General features: G+C 39.4%; 18 protein-coding genes and 2 pseudogenes. 6 read left to right on the top strand and 14 right to left on the bottom strand.

The features are described from left to right. Nucleotides 1-995, top strand: a 995-nt coding sequence (locus L655_RS0121630; RefSeq protein ID WP_241764482.1) for an IS30 family transposase, incomplete at its 5' end; no start/stop codon positions are given. 64 nt (nucleotides 996-1,059) lie between these two features. On the opposite strand, the gene L655_RS0121625 is transcribed toward L655_RS0121630, so the two are convergent. The 6 genes from L655_RS0121625 to thrS form a co-directional block, all read right to left on the bottom strand. Further along, nucleotides 1,060-1,701 (bottom strand): MBL fold metallo-hydrolase, encoded by a 642-nt coding sequence (locus L655_RS0121625; RefSeq protein ID WP_024606253.1) that lies wholly within the window; start codon nucleotides 1,699-1,701, stop codon nucleotides 1,060-1,062. A gap of 1 nt (nucleotide 1,702) precedes the next feature. Further along, the gene (locus L655_RS0121620) at nucleotides 1,703-3,520 is read right to left on the bottom strand and encodes a M14 family metallopeptidase (RefSeq protein ID WP_024606252.1); all 1,818 of its coding nucleotides are present in this window, start codon (nucleotides 3,518-3,520) and stop codon (nucleotides 1,703-1,705) included. 441 nt (nucleotides 3,521-3,961) lie between these two features. Further along, nucleotides 3,962-4,321, bottom strand: a complete 360-nt coding sequence (gene rplT / locus L655_RS0121615; RefSeq protein WP_002960711.1) for a 50S ribosomal protein L20 — start codon at nucleotides 4,319-4,321, stop codon at nucleotides 3,962-3,964. 15 nt (nucleotides 4,322-4,336) lie between these two features. Further along, nucleotides 4,337-4,537 (bottom strand): 50S ribosomal protein L35, encoded by a 201-nt coding sequence (rpmI, locus tag L655_RS0121610; RefSeq protein ID WP_002960713.1) that lies wholly within the window; start codon nucleotides 4,535-4,537, stop codon nucleotides 4,337-4,339. A 211-nt stretch (nucleotides 4,538-4,748) separates the two neighbouring features. Then, nucleotides 4,749-5,309 (bottom strand): translation initiation factor IF-3, encoded by a 561-nt coding sequence (gene infC / locus L655_RS0121605; protein ID WP_002960714.1) that lies wholly within the window; start codon nucleotides 5,307-5,309, stop codon nucleotides 4,749-4,751. Between the two features lie 59 nt (nucleotides 5,310-5,368). Beyond that, complete coding sequence (gene thrS, locus L655_RS0121600; RefSeq protein ID WP_024606251.1) at nucleotides 5,369-7,279, bottom strand: threonine--tRNA ligase; 1,911 nt, start codon at nucleotides 7,277-7,279, stop codon at nucleotides 5,369-5,371. Between the two features lie 354 nt (nucleotides 7,280-7,633). On the opposite strand from thrS, the gene L655_RS0121595 reads away from it, so the two are divergent. Together L655_RS0121595 and L655_RS01000000126010 are read left to right on the top strand one after the other, a co-directional pair. Continuing rightward, nucleotides 7,634-8,080, top strand: a complete 447-nt coding sequence (locus L655_RS0121595; RefSeq protein WP_002960715.1) for a DUF3010 family protein — start codon at nucleotides 7,634-7,636, stop codon at nucleotides 8,078-8,080. A 185-nt stretch (nucleotides 8,081-8,265) separates the two neighbouring features. Then, nucleotides 8,266-10,012 (top strand): annotated as a pseudogene (locus tag L655_RS01000000126010) (AMP-binding protein). A 142-nt stretch (nucleotides 10,013-10,154) separates the two neighbouring features. Here the strand turns inward: L655_RS01000000126010 and hflX are convergent. The 7 genes from hflX to L655_RS0121555 form a co-directional block, all read right to left on the bottom strand. Next, entirely contained in the window at nucleotides 10,155-11,504 is a 1,350-nt protein-coding gene (gene hflX, locus L655_RS0121585; RefSeq protein ID WP_024606250.1) for a GTPase HflX, read from the bottom strand. Between the two features lie 199 nt (nucleotides 11,505-11,703). Beyond that, nucleotides 11,704-13,056, bottom strand: coding sequence for an NADP-specific glutamate dehydrogenase (gene gdhA, locus L655_RS0121580; RefSeq protein ID WP_024606249.1), 1,353 nt, complete (start codon nucleotides 13,054-13,056; stop codon nucleotides 11,704-11,706). A 372-nt stretch (nucleotides 13,057-13,428) separates the two neighbouring features. Continuing rightward, nucleotides 13,429-13,902 (bottom strand): DUF1456 family protein, encoded by a 474-nt coding sequence (locus L655_RS0121575; RefSeq protein WP_024606248.1) that lies wholly within the window; start codon nucleotides 13,900-13,902, stop codon nucleotides 13,429-13,431. Between the two features lie 117 nt (nucleotides 13,903-14,019). Next, complete coding sequence (locus L655_RS0121570; protein WP_024606247.1) at nucleotides 14,020-15,264, bottom strand: lipoprotein-releasing ABC transporter permease subunit; 1,245 nt, start codon at nucleotides 15,262-15,264, stop codon at nucleotides 14,020-14,022. Continuing rightward, the gene (lolD, locus tag L655_RS0121565; RefSeq protein WP_007375330.1) at nucleotides 15,254-15,952 is read right to left on the bottom strand and encodes a lipoprotein-releasing ABC transporter ATP-binding protein LolD; all 699 of its coding nucleotides are present in this window, start codon (nucleotides 15,950-15,952) and stop codon (nucleotides 15,254-15,256) included. Before lolD ends, L655_RS0121570 begins: the two co-directional genes overlap by 11 nt. After that, nucleotides 15,945-17,162, bottom strand: a complete 1,218-nt coding sequence (locus L655_RS0121560) for a lipoprotein-releasing ABC transporter permease subunit (RefSeq protein ID WP_024606246.1) — start codon at nucleotides 17,160-17,162, stop codon at nucleotides 15,945-15,947. Before L655_RS0121560 ends, lolD begins: the two co-directional genes overlap by 8 nt. A 147-nt stretch (nucleotides 17,163-17,309) precedes the next feature. Beyond that, on the bottom strand, nucleotides 17,310-18,182 hold the full coding sequence (locus L655_RS0121555; protein ID WP_024606245.1) for a LysR family transcriptional regulator: 873 nt from the start codon (nucleotides 18,180-18,182) through the stop codon (nucleotides 17,310-17,312). A 129-nt stretch (nucleotides 18,183-18,311) separates the two neighbouring features. On the opposite strand from L655_RS0121555, the gene L655_RS0121550 reads away from it, so the two are divergent. Next, nucleotides 18,312-19,433, top strand: coding sequence for an S-(hydroxymethyl)glutathione dehydrogenase/class III alcohol dehydrogenase (locus L655_RS0121550; protein WP_024606244.1), 1,122 nt, complete (start codon nucleotides 18,312-18,314; stop codon nucleotides 19,431-19,433). 68 nt (nucleotides 19,434-19,501) lie between these two features. Further along, nucleotides 19,502-20,340 (top strand): annotated as a pseudogene (fghA, locus tag L655_RS01000000126005) (S-formylglutathione hydrolase). A 212-nt stretch (nucleotides 20,341-20,552) separates the two neighbouring features. Here the strand turns inward: fghA and L655_RS0121540 are convergent. Continuing rightward, a complete protein-coding gene (locus tag L655_RS0121540) occupies nucleotides 20,553-20,828 on the bottom strand; it encodes a BCCT family transporter (RefSeq protein ID WP_024606243.1) in 276 nt (91 codons plus the stop codon). A 263-nt stretch (nucleotides 20,829-21,091) separates the two neighbouring features. On the opposite strand from L655_RS0121540, the gene L655_RS0121535 reads away from it, so the two are divergent. Then, on the top strand, nucleotides 21,092-21,508 hold the full coding sequence (locus L655_RS0121535; protein ID WP_024590122.1) for an MgtC/SapB family protein: 417 nt from the start codon (nucleotides 21,092-21,094) through the stop codon (nucleotides 21,506-21,508). Nucleotides 21,509-21,642: the final 134 nt, after the last annotated feature.

Raw genomic sequence — 21,642 nt, 5'->3', positions numbered from 1 at the left:
CTTTTTCTCCGGCAAGAGATTTTACAATGAGACATTACAAACAACTGACCTATGCGCAAAGATGCCAGATCGCCGTTCTAAAGAAAAGTGGTTTTACGCAACAAAGTATTGCTGAGCTAACTAATTTATCGCAATCTACGATTTCAAGAGAGCTTTCTAGAAATACAGGTAAGCGAGGTTACAGACACAAACAAGCTCATGAGCGGGCTTTGTTTCGCCGAAGAAGTGTAAGAAAACCGCTTAAGATGACACCTGAAATGATGGCTTTAATTACCCAGAAGCTTAATGAGAAGTGGAGCCCTGAACAAATAACGGGATGGTTGCGTAAAGAAAGTGAACGGTCTGTCAGCCATGAACGCATTTATCTGTATATCTGGGAAGATAAAAAAGCAGGTGGTGAGTTATACCTACATCTGCGCCGACACGGTAAGAAATATCACAAGCGCAGTCATGGTAAAACAAACCGAGGGCAAATAAAAAATCGCGTTAGCATTGAAGAACGCCCACAAATAGTTGATGAGAAAGGTCGTATCGGAGATTGGGAAATAGATACCGTCATAGGTAAAGGTCATCGAGGCGCCCTTGTTACCATTGTAGAGCGGGTCACCCAATTCACTGTATCAACGCAGGTGGCAGGCAAAACAGCACAAGCCGTCACTGCGGCGACGATAGAACTATTAAGGCCATATAGGTCAGCGCTTCATAGCATCACGGCTGACAATGGAAAAGAGTTCGCTTATCACGAGCAAATCACAGAGGCTTTAAGTGTTCCTGTTTATTTTGCTCACCCTTATCACTCATGGGAGCGCGGATTGAATGAAAACACGAATGGATTACTACGCCAGTATTGGCCGAAGAGCACAGATTTTAAGGCGGTAACACCAGCGCAGGTTATACCAGTACTTGAGCAACTTAATAATCGTCCGAGGAAGACACTTGGATTTGAAACGCCTGCAAAATTGATGCAGGATCACTTGGCGGCTAAAGCCGCCTAAACGTTATGCACTTCAGATTTGAATCCGCGATGTTTATGCAGTTTGTAAACTTAAAATAAGTAACTTAACCAAACTTACCACTCACAAAAGGATTTGTTTTCTTTTCAAATCCCACCGTAGTGTCGCTACCATGTCCTGCCAGTATTTTAGTATTATCAGGTAAGGTTAAAATATGCGTCTTAATCGACTCTATAAGTTGTTCACTGTTCCCCTTAGGGAAGTCAGTGCGCCCTACTGAGCCTTTAAAAATAACATCACCTACAATAACGCATTCATTCTCTTGTTGATAAAACACAATATGACCAGGTGTATGCCCTGGGCAATGCTTCACTAAAAAGCTAAGTTTACCTACGCTCACGGTATCGTTATGGTTTAGCCAAATATCCGGATAAAAAGGCTCAATGGGTTTAAACCCGAACATTTGTGCTTGCATAGGTAAGTTTTCAAACCAGAAGTGCTCATCTTTTTGTGGGCCAATAATTTGTACGTTAAATTGATTACGTAAAATATCAGCCCCACCCACATGATCTAAATGCCCGTGCGTTAACCAAATAGCACTTAATGCTAGTTTATGCTCATTAAGGGCTGCTACTATTTTATCAGGGTCGCCACCTGGGTCTATGACTACGGCTTGTTTAGTTTCACTACACCAAATAATACGACTATTTTGTGCAAATGCAGTGACGAGTATGGTTATAATTTGCATATTAAATTTCTTTACTTTTTTGATCCGGGATAACAACTTCTTCTTCGAATGACATAAGTATTGGATACTTTAAGTACGCTTGATCATAAAATGGACTTTGCTCATATAACCAATTTAATCGTGCCTCTGCGTCACTCGCGAATGATTTATCTTTAAGTTTTTCATCAAACTTAAGCGCAAGCTTTGGGTTATCTTTTAGCATTTGGCGTGCATACGGAATTAGCGCATAGTTTTCCATATATTCAGTACGCTGAAAAATAGTATTAAACTCACCCCACGCAAAAAATGAATCAGGGGCTTCAGGGTGCAATAAATGAACCGCTAATTCGCCTGCTTTTTGTTGGGTATTTACTTGGTACCAACCATCTAAATCTACATTTATAGCAGGGACGTAATCAAAAGTTGCTGATACTCTAAAACGCCCTTCAAATGGTGCTTTATCAAACGTGTAGTCTGCCACCTTTGCAACTTTCAAAGGCTGTGTGTTTGCCCCTTCAAGTTTATTAATAGAGACACCATGTAACTTTAGTTTCTTAATTATATTGCGATATACAGGCGGAATAAAAAAAGCTTTAGGTACTTCAACTGTATGTTGTACATCTTTTTGCCAATAAATAGATAAGTCAGTATATGTATGTGCTTTACCCAAATACTTCACTTCATTTTGACCCGAAAGTGAATTCATGCTTGATGAATATTCAATGCCTTTAAACTGTGCAATAGTATCTGCTTGTTTGGCATAGCCACGCTTTACAATTAACTGTTTAGGAACAAATTCTTGTTCTTTTTTTACTGCATTAGCTAATTCATGACTGTGCTTTGATAGCGCAGTAATAGCACCATCTAAAAATACATAAGTTCCCAATACACGTTGCTTGTAAGGCTTCAATGAATGATTTTCGACTAAAATAGTCGGCAATGACTTTAAATCCCCCCAACCATTTGAAAAACGTGGCGTAGCAACCCATCCCGCTAACCCTTTTTTAAAGTCGCGTTTATCCATAACAAAAACAAGTGGTCCTGGGATGTGTCCTTGCTTCGCTAGCGTATCGTCAATGAGAGGTTTAAAAAACTGGTTTAATGTATCCGATACCGCAGGCGATTCGCTCGAAAATACCGGATTGTAACCATAAGTCACATCGTATTGGTAATCTGCGCCGTCGGTAACGTGTACATCAATGTATAAATTTGGGTTGTAGTCGTTAATAACCTTTAAAACACTTCTAACTTCTGGGGTATCTAATTTAGTAAAATCACGATTTAAATTAAGGTTATTAGCATTTGTTCTAAAGCCCATTTTTGCAGGGCCCCGTTGATTAATGCGATTGAATGCACTGCTACGTTCGTGACCATCTACATTTAAAATAGGAATAAATAATATGTTTACCTTTTTTAAAATGTCACGGCGCTTACCCGTCGCTATATCTCTGAGTAACATGAACATGGCATCTTTACCGTCTATTTCCCCAGAATGTATTCCTGCCTGGATAAAAATAGTTGGCTTAGTGCTATTAGCCATTTGCCTTGCTTCAAAAAAACCTTGCTCACTGGCAATTAGCATTTTTATTGCACGCTTACTATTACTATAGCCAATGGTTTGAGATTGAAACTGAGTAGGGTTTGCAGCAACTAACCTATCTACAAATGCCATTGTATTTGCATAATCGGGCGACGCTTCACCTGCAGATAACTCGAAGTCAGTAGTTAACGGCCCTTGTTTTTGTAAAAGCTCTACGCTTTTCCCCTGCCACTCAATGAGTGGAGGTAAGTGTGCGTCATACGCCACACTTGCAGATAAAATTAGTAAACTTGCAAACATAAAATTCTCTAACAAACGCCTTAATTATATAAATTATATCAACTAAATTTTTTATAATGAGGAAACTGCGGTGATTCAACAAAAAAATGCAGCCAAATACATCTCACTCATTCGCACCTGTATTTTTAGGCTTTATAACCTTATTAAATATTATACCAATCCGCAGTAATACTTAATCATTTTGCGGGGCTAAACATGTCGCTACCTGCGTTAAAAAACTCTCATTTACGACTGCATGGATGCAGAAGGTAGAGCAATGCAGAAGCAATTGCCGAGAACAACTAAATAGCGAATTTTTTGCCTAGCTATCAATACGTTTTTACGCTCTCAAAATAGATCCTTTAATTAAGCGAATTGGTATTACTCATTGGTTTAAGTTACTAAATTACAGGCACAAAAAAAGGAGCCATAGGCTCCTTTTTAATACTTATATAAAAAAGCTTAAGCGGCTAGGCCTTCTTTTGCTTTTTCTACAAGCGCTGCGAATGCAACTTGGTCGTAAACAGCGATATCTGCAAGGATCTTACGATCGATTTCTACAGAAGTCTTTTTAAGACCATTGATAAAACGGCTGTAAGACAGACCATTTTGACGTGAAGCAGCATTGATACGTGCAATCCATAATTGACGGAAAGTACGTTTCTTCGCACGACGGTCACGGTAAGCGTATTGACCCGCTTTAGTAACAGCCTGGAAAGCTACGCGGTAAACACGTGAACGTGCTCCGTAGTAACCTTTTGCTTGTTTTAAAACTTTTTTGTGACGTGCACGTGCGACAACGCCGCGTTTAACTCTTGCCATTTCTAAAAACCCCTATTAAGCGAACGGTAACATACGTGAAACTAGACCATGGTCATTTTTATGAACCATCATCTTAGGACGTAGGTGTAACTTACGCTTAGAAGTTTTCTTAGTCAGAATATGACGAAGATGCGCTTGTTTACGCTTGAAACCGCCAGAAGCAGTCTTTTTGAAACGCTTAGCAGCGCCACTGTGACTTTTTAGCTTATAAGCCATTGCAATAACTCCAATTGTATTGCTTTTAAATTAGTAAGCAGGCGTGAGATATATTTCTATAGCTCCACTTTTAGGCCTAACTTACTGCCATGTTCCGGTGAAGACCCAACATAAATGCCGCAATCTTGCTTTAAGACCGGTTAACTCAGGTGAATATTCGCATATTGCTTGCAGACCTGAGCTAATTTCGGTGCGTATTATCGCTTAAAAATTATTTTTTAGCAACAGGCGCCATCATCATAACCATTTGGCGGCCTTCAACACGATTTGGGAAAGACTCAACTACTGCAAGCTCTTCTAAATCGGCTTTGATACGGTTTAATAATTCTATACCAATTTCTTGGTGAGCCATTTCACGACCACGGAAGCGGATAGTAATCTTAGCTTTATCGCCAGCTTCTAAGAACTTACGTAAGTTGCGAAGCTTAACCTGATAATCACCTTCATCCGTACCAGGACGGAATTTGATTTCTTTTATCTGGATTTGCTTTTGCTTCTTCTTCTGCTCTTTTAGTTCTTTGCTTTTTTCAAAGATGAACTTACCGTAGTCCATGATTCTACAAACAGGCGGCTCAGCGTTTGGACTGATCTCAACAAGATCAACACCCGCTGCATCGGCCATAGTTTGCGCGTCTTGTAATGACTGAATTCCAGCTTGTTCGCCTTCAATGTCAATTAAACGAACTTCTTGCGCTGTAATTTCTTCGTTAATACGATTTTTTTGAGCTGTTTGTTGCCCTTTCTTGCCGCCTCTAATAGTACGTTCCTCCAAGAATATCAATAATATAAGCGTGTAAATGGCTGTTTGTTAATGCCTTACACGCTCGATTTTTACTGTCGATTTTTAATTTCTTCACTAATTTTAGCTACAAAATCATCAACATTAAATTTGCCAAGGTCTTCACCTGTGCGAGTACGCACTGCTACTTCTTGCTGTTCAACTTCTTTATCGCCAACAACAAGTAAATATGGAATACGCTTCAGTGTATGCTCACGGATTTTAAAGCCAATCTTCTCATTTCTCAAGTCAGCAGCGGCTCTAATTCCAAGTTTATTTAATTTTTGTACAACTTCTTTAACATAAGGAGCCTGTTTATCGGTAATATTCATAATTACCACTTGCTTAGGCGCAAGCCACGTTGGGAATAAACCAGCGTACTCTTCAGTTAAAATGCCAATAAAGCGTTCAATAGAACCTAAAATAGCACGATGTATCATTACAGGTGTACGACGCTCGTTATTTTCTGCCACATAAGTAGCACCTAAACGACCCGGTAATGCAAAGTCTAATTGCACTGTACCACACTGCCACGCTCTGTCTAAACAATCGTACAAAGTAAATTCAATCTTCGGACCGTAAAACGCGCCTTCGCCCGGAAGATAATCAAATTCAATATCGTTTAGCTTAAGTGCATCAGCTAAAGCAAGCTCTGCTTTATCCCACATATGGTCTTCACCAATGCGTTGTTCTGGGCGAGTAGATAGCTTAACTACAATCTTCTCAAATCCGAATGTTTCATATGTATCATAAACCATCTTAATACACGCTGACACTTCGTCCATTATCTGCTCTTCAGTACAGAAAATGTGAGCGTCATCTTGTGTAAAGCCACGTACACGCATTAAACCGTGTAGTGCACCTGATGGTTCATTACGGTGACAACAACCAAATTCAGCCATACGAAGTGGTAAATCACGGTACGATTTTAAACCTTGGTTAAAGATTTGTACGTGACCAGGGCAGTTCATTGGTTTAATTGCGTATTCACGTTTTTCAGACTCAGTGGTAAACATTGCTTCTGAATATTTTTCCCAGTGACCTGATTTTTCCCAAAGTGAACGGTCCATCATCATTGGACCTTTTACTTCTTCGTACTCATATTCGCGTAATTTTTCACGTACAAATTCTTCAAGCTCGCGGTAAATGCTCCAACCATCGTTGTGCCAAAATACCATGCCTGGCGCTTCTTCTTGCCAATGCCATAAATCAAGCGCTTTACCAATACGACGGTGATCGCGTTTTTCAGCTTCTTCAAGGCGCTTTAAATACGCTTTAAGTTGCTTTTTATCGCCCCACGCGGTGCCGTAAATGCGTTGTAGCATTTTGTTTTCTGAATCACCACGCCAATATGCACCCGCCACTTTCATTATTTTAAAGTTTTGGCAAAATTTCATGTTAGGAACGTGAGGTCCACGACACATGTCTACATATTCTTCGTGATGATATAACCCAGGACGGTCATCTTTAGCGATGTTTTCGTCCAAAATTTCTATTTTGTATGTTTCGCCACGCGCTTCAAATGTATCGCGTGCTTCTTGCCAGCTTACTGTTTTTTTCACTACGTCGTAGTTGGTTTTTGCAAGTTGCAGCATACGCTTTTCAATTGCTTCAAGATCATCTTGTGATAATGAGTGTTCCATATCGATATCGTAGTAAAAACCGTTATCAATGGTAGGACCAATTGCCATTTTTGCGTCTGGGAAAAGTTGCTTAACTGCATGACCGATTAAGTGAGCACAAGAGTGACGAATGATTTCAAGTCCGTCGTCGTCTTTAGCGGTAATGATCTCAAGACGAGAGTCTTCACAAATTTTATCACATGCATCAACACGGTCACCATTTACACGGCCCGCAATGGTCGCTTTAGCTAAACCAGGACCAATGTCGTTTGCAACATCAAGCGTGCTTACAGGGTTTTCAAAACTACGTTGACTTCCGTCTGGAAGAGTAATAACTGGCATTATAAATCCTTGCTACAGTGGTGACACCTACAATGTATCACGTGTATTTTTAATAAATTAAATGAGAATGACTCGACAACGCTTTTACGAATAAGCATTGACTAATATATGTAGATGAGGAGTCTATTCAACTACAAAGATATATTGTCGCGTGCCGCGCATTTAATTACAAGTTTAAAGGGGTGAAATCCACCCGTTTTATCCACAAAATGTAGCTTTTAAAGCAAAAAAATCATTTTATTAAAATATAAAAGCATCAATGCATTAATTACGCGCCTACAACTATACCCACACTCGCATTTTAATGTGCGTTGCGTATAATACTGCGTAATTAAGTTATTTTAGAGAATAAACATGAGAACATGTGGTGTAGAAATTACCGGTAGTGATGTACTACTTTGTATTTTAAGTAAAGATAATGACGTATTTGATATTCGCGATGTGCGCCAAACACGCTTTACCTTAGGTAACGGTAACGACACTGAAGTAATGCGTAAATTTCAATTCGATTTTGCAAAATTAATGCAAGATTACCAAATTGATTCTGTTGCAATTCGTGAGCGTCAGCCTAAAGGTAAATTTGCTGGCAGTGCAAAAGGCTTTAAAATGGAAACTGCAATTCAATTAATCGACAACTTAGATGTACGTTTATTTACTACAACTGAAGTTAAAGAGCAGTTAAAACGCAACCCCATCCCTATTGATTTTGAAGAAACAGGCCTTAAAAAGTACCAAGAAAATGCTTTTGTAAACGCTTACGTTTACATCATGAAAAAAACATACCGCAGCGACGAAATGTAAACTCATTACTCGTTTAAAAACGCGTACTTACATTGTAAGACGCGTTTTTTTGTGTCTAAAAAGTAGTATTAGCTTTTATTAATCTAATAATACATTAGTCTAACTGCACTTCTCTTTGTCGACAATATGTGTTTATTTTAACTTTGTAGTTTACATAACTCACACACATTTTCATGGAGAGAGCAATGCACACACACACTATTGCGGTAAAAGAAGTAGAGAAAATAAATCACTTTCCGTTAGCTCAAAGCTACTTTAAAGGTATACAAAGCACACCTTTAACAAATTCAACTATAGGCGAGTACTTTGACTTTATTGTCGACAAAACCCAGAGGCGTTAGCTGTTGTAGTTCATCACCAAGGTATTAGATTAACGTATAAAGAATTTCAAAAAAAAGTTAATCAGCTTGCGAAGGGGTTACTTGCCCTTGGCGTAAAACCAGGTGAGCGCGTTGGTATTTGGTCTCCTAATAATATTGAGTGGTGCTTAACCCAATTTGCAACGGCAAAAATTGGCGCAATAATGGTGTGCATCAACCCGGCCTATCGTCCTAACGAATTACAATATGCTTTAAATAGTGTTGAATGCTCTACTCTGATCACAGCATCAAATTTTAAAGGCAGTGATTACTTAGAAATGCTTAATTTTTTAGCGCCAGAACTTGCAACTTGCGATAAAGACACACTTAATTTAAAAGCACTACCCACTCTTAAAAATATAATCCGCATTGGCGATGAAGCATCTCCTGGTATGTACTCTTTTAATGATGTTATTAACTTGCCAACATCAGCACATGAGCTTGAATTAAAAGCAATAGGTGCAAACTTAAATGCTGAGCAAGACATCAATATACAATTTACAATTTACAATTTACATCAGGCACAACAGGTAACCCAAAAGGCGCAACGCTCACTCATAAAAACATTTTAAATAATGCGCTATTCGTCGCCGAATCTATGCACTTTACGAGCGATGACAAGTTATGTATCCCTATCCCGTTATATCATTGCTTTGCAATGGTATTGGGTAGCTTATTGTGTGTTAGTAAAGGTGCAGCAGCCATTTATCCTAGTGATTCGTTCGATGCAAAAACCACACTCGATGTAGTTCAACAAGAAGGATGTACAGCGCTGCACGGTGTACCTACTATGTTTATTAGTGAGCTTGAGCTGAGTAATTTTACCGATTATGACCTAAGCACTTTACGCACGGGTGTAATGGCAGGCTCTACATGCCCAGAGCAAGTAATGCGCAAAGTACAAACACAAATGAACATGCATCAAGTACTGATTGCTTACGGGCAAACCGAGTGCAGCCCCATAAACAACATTACCGAAACAGACTCTTCAATTGAGCGGCAAGTAACGACGGTTGGCCGCGCCCTTGCTCATACCGAGGTTAAAATAATTGACGAGCTGGGTAACATTCAAAAAATTGGTCAACCTGGCGAAGTGTGTAGTAAAGGTGCAGGCATAATGCGCTGCTATTGGAATGACGAAGCTAAAACAAAAGCCACTATAGATGACGAAGGGTGGCTGCACTCTGGCGATTTAGGTGTCATGGATACAGAAGGGTTTGTCACGATTGTTGGGCGTATAAAAGATATGATTATTCGCGGCGGCGAAAACATTTACCCTCGAGAAATAGAAGAAGTACTTTACACCTACCCTGGCATTCAAGATGCTGCCATATTTGGTATAACCGATGAAAAGTATGGCGAGGAAGTGTGCGCTTGGATCCAACCAAAAGAAGACGCTGTGCTTGATGAGCAAGCAATTCGTGAGTTTTTAAAAGACAAACTAGCCTACTTTAAAATGCCACGACATATCCGCTTTGTAGAAAACTACCCAATGACAGTAACAGGTAAACTGCAAAAATTTAAAATGCGCGAGCAAATGCAAGAAGAGCTAAGCGACAACGCTTTTTCCTAGTTTCGTCTTTAAGTAACTGAGGCTCTGGATAGGGAATTTATCTCAGAGCTATGTTCAGAGCTAGCAGCGTTAAATTTACGTATGTTAGGACTAATACTAAAAAGCACAGCCAATTGGCTGTGCTTTTTATGTACTGAATTTATTATAAATTCAACATTCTCTTTTTTAAACGTTCTAAATCAATCGCACTCGAGCGCACTGTTAATTTAATATAGCTGTATTCATATTCTTCTTTAACAACACTCATACTCGATCGGATTTCGCCCACAACACCTTTGGCTGTGTACGGTATAACAATCTCTTCTTCAATCATGTCCTCTTGAGCAATGCCAATAATGTATTTGTGCAGTTTACTAATATCATCTGGATTACGCGTAGAGGTCATCATCGCATCAGGAAACTCATCCATTAGCGACTGCTGCTGCTCAGTACTTAATTGGTCTGACTTATTCAGTACTAATAATTTTTTGCTACCTTCTACCCCAACTTCTGCCAGTACTTTATGTACTACTTCAAGCTGTGAGCGAAAAGAAGGATCTGAAGCATCTACAACATACAACAATAACGACGCATCATGTGCCTCAGCGAGCGTTGAATGAAATGAAGCAACCAAATCATGAGGTAATTTTTTAATAAAACCAACCGTATCTGAAACCAATATACGTGGCTGCGTAATTGGATACAGCGCGCGAACAGTGGTATCTAGCGTTGCAAAGAGTTTGTTTTCGCCTTCTACATCACTACCTGTAATTGCGCGCATCATTGATGACTTGCCCGCATTGGTATAACCAATTAAAGCCACTGAGAATAGCTCAGAGCGCTGCGTACGTCTGTCCATCATTACATCTTGAACACTAACAAGTTCGCGCTTTAATTCTGCTAACTGATCGCGCACCTTACGGCGATTAAGCTCAAGTGTGGTTTCGCCCGCACCTTTACCCATTTGGCGTTCTTTATCACCTGTTGATGTTTCACGCAGCCGTGGCGCGACATAATTAAGGCGAGCAATTTCAACTTGTAATTTTGCAGTTTTAGTACGCGCATGACGACTAAATATTTCAATGATAATACCGGTGCGATCAAATACTTCTACACCCAGCTGGTTCTCAACATTACGCAGTTGAGAAGGCGTTAAATCGCAGTCAAATACCACTACATCGGCACATGCAAAATCTAAATCGTTTGATGGAATTTCTGAGGATATTTCGGTTAAAGGGTCTTCATCAAGTAAATCATCTTCTTGCTCGTTTTCAACCATCCCTTTATTGCCGGTAAGGTGTGCTATTTCAGCTAGTTTTCCTGAGCCCAGTACATTAACTTTTTGAGTTGAGCTTTGCTTTTGCGATTGCGTACCTACTACTTTAAATCCTAACGTAGTCACCAAACGCGCAAGCTCTGCGAGCGACTCTGTTGCTTCGTCACCTTTAAATTGTGGTGTGCTAATAGAAATAAGTAACGCATTAGGAAGTGATGGTTTTGCAGTTAGTTGCATAATTTTTATATGTTAATGCACCTAAAGTGCAAACCTAATTTTCATTCGAAAGTAACTTGATCCTACGCTGTTATGGCTCAGCTTTATAGAGTTATAGTTCACTAATGGCGTTAATATTTAAAACTAACCATAATATACTCAATTTTATGGCTAGTTTTAAAATCACATTATAGTAAAGCCTTATTGTTCAGCTTTAATATTAAACGACGCCCTGCTCAATCATTGCATCGGCGACGCGCCTAAAGCCTGCAATGTTAGCGCCTAATAAAAGATTTCCAGGCTCACCAAATTCTGTAGCGGTATCGTTGGCGGTAACAAATATATTTTTCATAATTTGTTTTAGCTTTTCGTCAACTTCTTCAAAGGTCCAACTTTGCATACTCGCATTTTGTGCCATTTCTAATTGGCTTGTTGCAACGCCGCCGGCATTGGCCGCTTTACCTGGTCCATACGCAATTTTTGCAGCAATAAAGCAATCAATAGCCTCTTTTGTTGAAGGCATGTTTGCGCCTTCACTTACTAATAAACAACCGCCGGATAATAATGCGCTTGCATCCGCCTGTGTTAATTCATTTTGTGTGGCGCACGGAAAAGCAGCGGCAGCATTAAAGCGCCAAACAGCGTGCCCATCTTTAGGGTAGTCATTTACAGAAATATAAATAGCATCGGGGTGAGTTTGTTTATATACGCTCAAGCAATCACGCGATTGCTCTTTCAAACATTTAATAAGATTTAAATCTATACCCGATTCATGATACACAGTGCCACGAGAGTCGCTGCAACTTACTGGTGTTGCCCCCATTTGATAAAGCTTTTCAATGGCATAAATAGCAACATTACCTGCGCCCGAAACCAAGCAGCGCTTACCTTGCAGGCTATCGCCGCGCGCTTGCAGCATATAGTCAGCAAAATAAACAGCGCCGTATCCCGTGGCTTCTTTTCGTACAAGCGATCCACCCCACAATAAGCTTTTACCTGTTAAAACACCTTCATAGCGCCCAGTCAAACGCTTATATTGACCAAACAAGTAACCTATTTCTCTAGCCCCGACTCCAATGTCTCCAGCGGGTACGTCGGTTGTAGGGCCAATATGGCGATAGAGCTCACTCATAAATGATTGGCAAAAACGCATTATTTCAGCATCTGAGCGCCCTTTTGGATCAAAGTTTGCCCCGCCTTTACCACCACCGATCGGTAAACCTGTTAAAGCATTTTTAAATATTTGCTCAAACCCTAAAAATTTAATTATGCTGGCATTCACACTTGGGTGAAAACGTAAGCCACCTTTATAGGGCCCAAGTGCAGAGTTAAACTCAATTCTGTAGCCTTTATTTACCTGAATATTGCCTTCGTCATCAACCCAAGGAACTCTAAACATAATTTGGCGTTCGGGCTCAACTAAGCGTTGTATAATGGCATTTTTTTTGTATTTTTCTGAGTTTTCCAAGATAGGTTCGAGTGATTCAAGTACTTCTTCAACAGCTTGATAAAACTCGCATTGTGCAGGACTACTAGTTTTTAATTGTGCGATTGTGCTATGGATATAATTCATAATTATTCTTCCGTGTTAATAATAAAAGTATTTATCAGATGTTAAAGTAAACGTAATCAAGTTTATGATTCATGCTTTAAGGTCTTAATTTAATATAATTAACTATTACATTAGCATGAAAAATTGAGATGTTTAACGCGAGCTACGTGAATTATTTTTGATTGAAAGTTTGATTTTTATTTATTAAAGGTGAATTTAAATTCACAGATTTAAAAGCGGAACAGTGCCAAGCGAATTTTTATATTTTCAAAAGGGAGTTTTAGAAGTATTAGGTTAGGTATGGGTTTGTTTAAAAATATAACAATTAATGGGTTTTATACTGCATTGCGCTCGCAAAAACCCACTAAATAAAAGCTAATTAGCTAAAGCCAGTTACTCAGCAGACTCTTCTGGACGGTGCTGCTTTTGTACGCCAGTTAAAAACAAACGTAATATTTGATCGTTACAAACACGGTAATGTTTGTTATCTACTTTTCGAGAAAATGCGCTTAACTCATGTTTACTTAAATCAAAATCAACAAGTGCAAGTGTTGCTATAACATCTTCTGCTTTCATATTTAAAGCAATACGTAGCTTCATAAAGATAATATTGTTGTTTAGCTTTTTCTCAGGCTCTGGTTGATCACCTTCGCGTTTGCCACGTTGGGTATTAATAAACCCATTTAAAAAGCTAGCAAACTCAGTATCACTTATTGGGGTAAAAGCCTCTTCACCTTCTTTAGTTAACCATGCAATTACTTGCTCTTTGGTGACCGTATGCTCTGCTGATGCAAAAACATTGACCATAGCAGTATCAGTTAAGTTAAAAGTGTAGCGAATGCGGCGTAAAATATCGTTATTAGTCAAAGTAAATCCCAAAGTGAGGTATAGCAACCAAGCAGTTATTGCTTAATTTTAAATAAGCACCTAGTTTAACAGGTTTACTAATACCACCCTATTAATTTTTATCTGAGCTTCTTATACCTAGTTACCAAGCACCTTGGCAGGATCTACGCGTGTTGCTTGCCATGCAGGATAAATGGTAGCAAGTATCGCAAGCACAAACGTAACAATCACTGTAATACCAATGTCTTCAAGTACTAATTTACTTGGTAAAAACTCTATAAAATAAACGCCCTCAAGTGGATTGGCTCCAAATAATTGGCTTATCCACGTAAAAAGCTCACTTATATTAAGCGCTAATACCACACCAATTAGTGTTCCTAGTGCCACGCCTACAAATGCTTGCATTAAGCCTTGCATTACAAAGGTGGCTAAAATAGTACTGTCTTTCGCGCCCATGGTTTTTAAAATTGCGATATTGCCTTGTTTTTCGCGTACTTCCATTACCAAGGAGGACACAATATTAAAACTGGCTACCGCTATAATTAAAAACACCACAATATAAACAATGGTACGTACCATTTGAATATCTTGATAAAGGCTGCCTTGGGTTCTAAACCAACTGGAAACATACACGTAGTCGTCAATAGTTTGGCCCACTTTTAGCGCTATTTGGTGCGCCGAAAACACATCATCAACACTTAACCGCAGCCCTGTTACTTGAGTTTCATCGTAACCCAATGTTTGCTGCGCTTTATTAAGATGTATAAACGCAGCTGTACTATCAATGGGGCCGCCCATTTCTATAACACCTGCAAGGTTAAGTCTTACTCGTTTAGGCGCTAATAATGACTGACCTTTTTGGCCTATTTGCGGAATAAGTAACGTAATGTTGTCGCCTACTTTTGCATCTAACTGTTTTACTATTTGCTTACCTAAAATTACATCGTCAAGGCCTAACTGGCTCACTAACTTACCACTGGCAAACTGATTTACCGCCGATACATTACTCTCGAGCGATGGCTCAACACCTCTAATTTCGACCGCTTTTAGCTGGCTTTTATATTGCGCCATTCCGTTAACGGCAATAAATGGCGCAGCCCCTGTTACGTGAAGTTGTGTTTGTAAATCCTCAACCTTTTGCGACCAATTTGCAATGGGTCTACTTGGTGCTACATATTCAACCTGCGGCACAACACTTAGCAATCTATGTACTAGTTGCTGCTCAAAACCATTAATTACCGACAGCGCCACAATTAAAACCGCGACACCTAATAAAATACCAATAGTCGACGCTTTAGCGATAAAACTAACGAAGCCGTTTTTTTCATCTTTGTGGCCTGAATAGGCTCTAAAACGTTTACTTAAAAATGCACTAAGCAACATGCTGCGACTCTTTAATAGCTAGTTTTCCATCGTCTAAATAAGCTATTTTGCCTAGCTTATCGGCAAGTTCTAAATCGTGTGTAACTACCACAAAACTCGTGTTTAAGCTTTGGTTAAGCTCATTTATTAAATCGTAAATTTTAATCGCATTTTGTTTATCTAAATTACCCGTTGGCTCATCAGCAAGCACAAGCGCAGGTTTAGTAACCAGTGCGCGGGCAATTGCCACACGTTGGCGCTCTCCACCAGAAAGCGCAGACGGTTTATGCGAGCTGCGATGTGCAAGGCCGACTTTTTCGAGCATATCGAGCGCTTGAGCTTTGGCTTCTTTTGCACTCAAGCCTTTAATTAATAATGGCATAGCTACGTTTTCAACTGCGCTAAACTCCATTAATAAGTGATGAAATTGATAGATAAAGCCCAAATTTTGGTTTCTAAATGCGGCTTGCTCTGTTCGCGAAAGTTTTGCAACTTCTTGGTTTTTAATTTTAGCGCTACCTGAGCTTGCGGTATCTAATGTGCCAAGTATGTGTAAAAGCGTACTTTTACCAGAGCCAGAACTCCCGACAATAGCGAGCATTTCACCTTGCTGAAGCGCTAAATCAACGCCTTTTAATACTTCAACTTGGTTGCTGCCGTCTTGATAAACCTTACTTAAATTTTCACAACTAATCACTAAATCATTCATAACGTAATACCTCTGCTGGTTTTACTTTTGCGGCTTTACGCGCAGGATATAAGGTAGCTAAAAAGCTCATAGCAATACTGGCAAACGCTATTAGTACTAAACTCAAAATATCAAATTTTACCGGAAGCTCTATACCCGCCAGTAAGTTTAAGCCCACTAATGCAAGTAGCTCATTTATATATAAACTAAATATTACACCTAAAAATGCGCCTATTGCGGTACCAATTACGCCGTTATATAAGCCTTGCACCATAAACACTTTTTGCACTTGCGAAGGTGTTAAACCTAACGTTTGTAGTATGGCTACTTCACCTTGTTTTTCGCTTACCATCATGGTTAATGCCGATACAATATTAAATACAGCCACCAATACAATGAGGGCAAGCAACATAGACATAATGCGCTTTTCCATAGCAACGGCTGCAAATAGAGTACCTTGGGTACTGCGCCAATCACTGTAATTGTGATCTTTTAAAATACGTTGGCTTGCTTCAATAAATTCATCTAGTTCGAAAGGTTCGTGCAATGAAACACTTAAATTTGGGGCGGTGTTTTTATCCAGCTTTAATACCCGTTGTAGCGAAGCGCCACTCGTAAACGCAAGTGCCATATCTATCTCAGATCCGGTTTCGTATATTGCGGCTACTTTAAATAAACGCTGGCTGGGTACTCGCCCAAGAGGTGTATATGTTGAAGCATTAGGCATAATAACGCGAAGCTTATCACCCACGCTAACGCCTAATTTACGACTCAAATAACGGCTTATAGCAATGTTGTAATTTTTGTTTAATACAGTTTTCCAATCGCCTTGCACTATTTTATCGGTAATTTTATACAAAGAACCACTATCGTTATAAAGGCCTTGTAGTAAAACGCCGTGCAAGTCTTTATTTGTTTGCAAAATAGCTTCGCCGTGGCGATATAAGCTTACATGATCAACATAAGGAGATTGTTCGAGATCGGTTTTAAGGTTGCCCATTTGGGTGGCAGTGTTTTTACCTGCGCTAACTTCAACATGCGGAATAAGTCCAAGCATATTGGTTTTTAGGCTATTTTCAAACCCGTTCATTACACTGCTTACCGTGAATAATGCCATTAAACCAATAGCGATACCGGCAATAGAAAAAAACGAAATAAACGATATAAACGCATTTCCTTTAGATGAGCGACTATATCTAAGCCCTATAAATAAGCTAACCGGTTGAAACATATTATTTTTAACACTTATCGTAAAAGTATTGAGCAATAGTAGCACGAAAAAAGTGCCTTTGGGTATGGCGTAAAATGTAAGAAATAATTTAAAAATCTGATACTTGGCTATATTTACAGCAATACATGCTTAACCATTAATTCGCGGTTAAGCTTTCAGCCCTTTAACTAAATAATCGAGCAATACCCGTACATTAGTCGCCACAAACTGCCTTGGTGGATATACGCCCCATACCCCTTCTTGCTGTGGTTGATAGGGTGTTAAAATAGGCACCAATTGCCCTGAGTTAATTTCGTTTTCAATGTAGTAGTCTGGGAGTTGTACAATACCGAGCCCCTTTTTTGCGCCATCCACCAGCGCCCAACCACTATTACACTGTAGCCGCCCTGCTATTTTAAAGTGTTTATCGCGCCCATTTTCGTTTACGCGCCAGTAGCTACTATTCCCAATTAAACATTCATGGCTGTTTAGCTCGCCTAAAGTATGCGGCTCACCAAATCGCGTTAAATACTGTGGTGCCGCGCACATAATAAAACGCCGCGCACTTAACCTACGCGCTTTTAAGCTCGAATCTTTTAAGTGCCCTAGCCTTATGGCTAAATCAAATCCGCCCTCTAATAAGTTTTCTTGCTCGTTACTTAGTGTGGCAACAACTTCTACCTCGGGATGATCCTTCATAAAATTATGCACTATGGGCATAATGAACGTTTCCCCATACATAACAGGGGCTGTGAGCTTAATTTTACCCTTTGGTGTACTTTGTTGCTGAGCAAGACCTTGAGTTGCCTCGTCCATAGCGTGTTGTAAGTGCTTTATTTGATGTAAGTACACTTCGCCTTCTTTGGTTAAAACCACTTTACGGGTTGTACGGGTTAAAAGCTGGGTATTTAAACGTTGCTCAAGCGCTGTAACATGGCGGCTAATATGCGCAACCGAAAGTCCAAGCGTTTTTGCAGCCGCAGTAAAGCTGCCCTCCTCCCCTACAGCTATAAACTCATCTATTCCATTCCAACGCGTCATTATTACCATGCTGTAAAAGTGTTTTAATAAAATTGAGATTATCATTGTTTGAGAAACAAATACAATAGCTACATTACCCAAGCAAATTGGGTCTACAATTATTATCTAACCACTACAAAGGATAAACACATGTCAGAATTTATTAAATCAAAAGCAGCTATTGCTTGGGGTCCTAATCAACCACTTAGCGTTGAAGAAGTTGATGTGATGATGCCTAAAAAAGGCGAAGTAATGGTAAAAATTACCGCTACTGGTGTATGTCATACCGATGCATTTACTTTATCAGGTGATGATCCTGAAGGTATTTTCCCTGCTATTTTAGGCCATGAAGGCGCAGGCGTTGTATACGCAATTGGCGAAGGCGTAACCAGTGTTGAAGTTGGGGATCATGTTATTCCTCTATACACTGCTGAATGTGGCGCTTGTAAAATGTGTACTTCTGGTAAAACTAACCTATGTTCTGCTGTGCGCGAAACTCAAGGTAAAGGCCTTATGCCAGACGGCACAACACGCTTTTTTAAAGACGGCCAACCAATATACCACTACATGGGTTGCTCAACGTTTTCTGAGTACACAGTGCTTCCAGAAATTTCACTCGCTAAAGTAAATAAAGAAGCCTCTTTAGAAGAGATTTGTTTACTAGGCTGTGGTGTAACAACAGGTATGGGCGCAGTAACAAACACTGCAAACGTAAAACCTGGCGACACAGTAGCAATTTTTGGCCTTGGTGGTATTGGTTTATCTGCCATTATTGGTGCAAAAATGGCAGGCGCTGGACGTATTATTGGTGTTGATATTAACACCACTAAATTCGATTTAGCGACAAAACTTGGTGCAACTGATTTAATTAATCCAAAAGATTTCGACAAGCCTGTTCAAGAAGTGATTGTTGAAATGACTGACGGTGGCGTTGACTACTCGTTTGAATGTATTGGTAATGTTGATGTAATGCGCTCTGCGCTTGAGTGTTGTCATAAAGGTTGGGGTGAGTCGGTAATTATTGGTGTAGCCGGTGCAGGCCAAGAAATATCAACCCGTCCGTTCCAACTGGTAACTGGGCGTGTATGGCGTGGTAGTGCATTTGGTGGCGTTAAAGGTCGCTCGCAACTACCTGAAATAGTTGAGCGCTACATGGCGGGTGAATTTGCGTTAAACGACTTTATTACTCATACAATGAGCCTTGAACAAATTAACGAAGCGTTTGATTTAATGCACGAAGGTAAAAGTATTCGTACAGTAATTCATTACTAATAAGCACTTAGTAAACGACTTAATAAAAAGCCGTAAAACCTAAAGGTTTGCGGCTTTTAAGGATTATTATGTTAGAGAATATCTCAAGTACAAAAGTAGCTGGTGGTTGGCATAAGCAATATACTCACCCTGCAACAAGTACACATTGCACTATGCGCTTTGCGGTGTTTTTACCACCAGGTGCAAGTGAAACAAACAAAGTACCGGTACTTTATTGGCTATCAGGTTTAACCTGTACCGACGAAAATTTTATGCAAAAAGCCGGTGCATTTAAAAAAGCAGCAGAGCTAGGTATTGCTATTGTGGCACCCGACANCCTCGTGGGGATAATGTTCCTAACGAAAACGGCTACGATTTTGCTCAAGGCGCTGGGTTTTATGTTAACGCGACACAAGCCCCTTACAACACTCACTTTAATATGTACGACTACGTAGTGAATGAATTACCCGCGCTTATAGAGCTGCACTTTCCAGTGACTAGCACAAAAGCAATTAGTGGTCATTCAATGGGCGGCCATGGTGCGTTGATGATCGCCCTTAAAAACCCACAGGATTATGTTAGTGCCTCGGCGTTTAGCCCTATAGTAAACCCTATTAATTGCCCATGGGGCGTTAAAGCGTTTACGGGTTATTTAGGAGCCGATAAAACAACATGGGCACAATACGACAGCTGCAAATTAATGGCTAAAGCTGAGCAAAGTAACTACTTGCCAATGTTAGTGAGCCAAGGCGATGCCGATAACTTTTTAGACGAGCAATTAAAACCACAAAATTTAGTGGCTGTTGCAAAACAAAAAGACTACCCACTGACCCTAGAAATGCAAACCGGGTACGATCATAGTTACTTTTTTATCAGTAGCTTTATTGATCAGCACTTGGTATTTCATCATCAGTATTTGTCTGCATAACAATATTATTGTTTGTAGTAATAATGTGTAGAGAACCCTCTACACATTATTTTAAACTATTAAAAAAACGTCCTTACTTGCATCAGTATTCACTCGCCTTTTATTACCCTGCTTGCTGTGGCTCTACCCATAAGCTTATTTAGAGCATGCTGACCTTGTAAAATAAAATCAAATTTTAAATTTCAAATTTTAACGGTGTTAAACAAAGCACATTACTCATCCACTTCCTTTTTTATAAACTCCTTAACAAAACCAATTAATTGCAGTAAATATATAATCAAAAAAGGGAATGCACCTACAATCGCAACGCTGTGATTTAAAGGCTCGTTATTTTGAACTAATAATACGCAAGCATAAAATCCCAACGCAAACGACCAGGCGTATAAACTCCAAGTATATGTTTTATTTGCGCCGCTTAATTGGCGTATAACCAAAACGACAGAATCATCAGAGTTTGCTAACGCACAGTAGTCACACGGTTTTTTCAAGTTTAGTGACTGTATTTATTGTTTTTTAAAAGGCAAGTGATGTACATAATTACCTTTAATATAAGTAAAAGAATATGGATATTCAAAAGCGATATCAAACTAACTACTTGGTAAAATAGTAAAATAGTAAAATAGTAGTGTAACTATTACCAAGCCAGGCAAAATAAAAATAAAGGCAAACCTAAATTACTGAATTTAAAATATTAAATAAATGGCTTACAGATTGCTAGCTAGTTATTAAGATTAACTAAAAAGGCAAGATCATGGAAATTGATTTACAGTGGAATGAAATCATCGATAACTTAATACACTTAGGTATTGCATACCTACTTGCACTACCCATGGCTTACGACAGAGAGCGTAGTAATGATGGCGCAGGCCTTCGTACCTTTCCTCTTGTTGCTGTTGCATCGTGTGGGTATGCATTAATTGCTATGTCGGTTTTAGATGGCGCAGAAGCTCAATCAAAAATGTTGCAAGGCATCATTACTGGTATTGGTTTTATTGGCGGTGGCGCAATTTTGAAAAATAACAAATCAACCTCCGGCACAGCAACCGCAGCAAGTATTTGGAATATGGGTTTAATTGGTATAGCCGTAGCGTACAGCCGCTACGAAATAGCAATTTTACTTGCCATTATTAACTTTATAACGCTTAGGTATGTAAAAAAGTTTAAGTAATTTATAAACGGAGTGACTTATTCAATAGGCATTAAAAAAGGCGCTTAAAAAGCTGTCTCTTGATCACAAGTCTGACTCAAGAGATTTTGCTAAATCGTAGCCTTCCAGGATGGCTTGTAACTTAAGCCATCCTT

Origin of the sequence: Pseudoalteromonas sp. TAE79, from assembly GCF_000498015.1 — a bacterium.
Lineage (GTDB): Bacteria > Pseudomonadota > Gammaproteobacteria > Enterobacterales > Alteromonadaceae > Pseudoalteromonas.
The sequence above is the reverse complement of the archived record's forward strand: the minus strand, read 5'-3'. Positions and strand labels throughout refer to the sequence as shown.

Bases quoted from the DNA above. Each gene is read 5' to 3' on its own strand.
- L655_RS0121625 (WP_024606253.1), bottom strand. From the start codon at position 1,701: ATGCAAATTATAACCATACTCGTCACTGCATTTGCACAAAATAGTCGT.
- L655_RS0121620 (WP_024606252.1), bottom strand. From the start codon at position 3,520: ATGTTTGCAAGTTTACTAATTTTATCTGCAAGTGTGGCGTATGACGCA.
- rplT (WP_002960711.1), bottom strand. From the start codon at position 4,321: ATGGCAAGAGTTAAACGCGGCGTTGTCGCACGTGCACGTCACAAAAAA.
- rpmI (WP_002960713.1), bottom strand. From the start codon at position 4,537: ATGGCTTATAAGCTAAAAAGTCACAGTGGCGCTGCTAAGCGTTTCAAA.
- thrS (WP_024606251.1), bottom strand. From the start codon at position 7,279: ATGCCAGTTATTACTCTTCCAGACGGAAGTCAACGTAGTTTTGAAAAC.
- L655_RS0121595 (WP_002960715.1), top strand. From the start codon at position 7,634: ATGAGAACATGTGGTGTAGAAATTACCGGTAGTGATGTACTACTTTGT.
- hflX (WP_024606250.1), bottom strand. From the start codon at position 11,504: ATGCAACTAACTGCAAAACCATCACTTCCTAATGCGTTACTTATTTCT.
- gdhA (WP_024606249.1), bottom strand. From the start codon at position 13,056: ATGAATTATATCCATAGCACAATCGCACAATTAAAAACTAGTAGTCCT.
- L655_RS0121570 (WP_024606247.1), bottom strand. From the start codon at position 15,264: ATGTTGCTTAGTGCATTTTTAAGTAAACGTTTTAGAGCCTATTCAGGC.
- lolD (WP_007375330.1), bottom strand. From the start codon at position 15,952: ATGAATGATTTAGTGATTAGTTGTGAAAATTTAAGTAAGGTTTATCAA.
- L655_RS0121560 (WP_024606246.1), bottom strand. From the start codon at position 17,162: ATGTTTCAACCGGTTAGCTTATTTATAGGGCTTAGATATAGTCGCTCA.
- L655_RS0121555 (WP_024606245.1), bottom strand. From the start codon at position 18,182: ATGACGCGTTGGAATGGAATAGATGAGTTTATAGCTGTAGGGGAGGAG.
- L655_RS0121550 (WP_024606244.1), top strand. From the start codon at position 18,312: ATGTCAGAATTTATTAAATCAAAAGCAGCTATTGCTTGGGGTCCTAAT.
- L655_RS0121535 (WP_024590122.1), top strand. From the start codon at position 21,092: ATGGAAATTGATTTACAGTGGAATGAAATCATCGATAACTTAATACAC.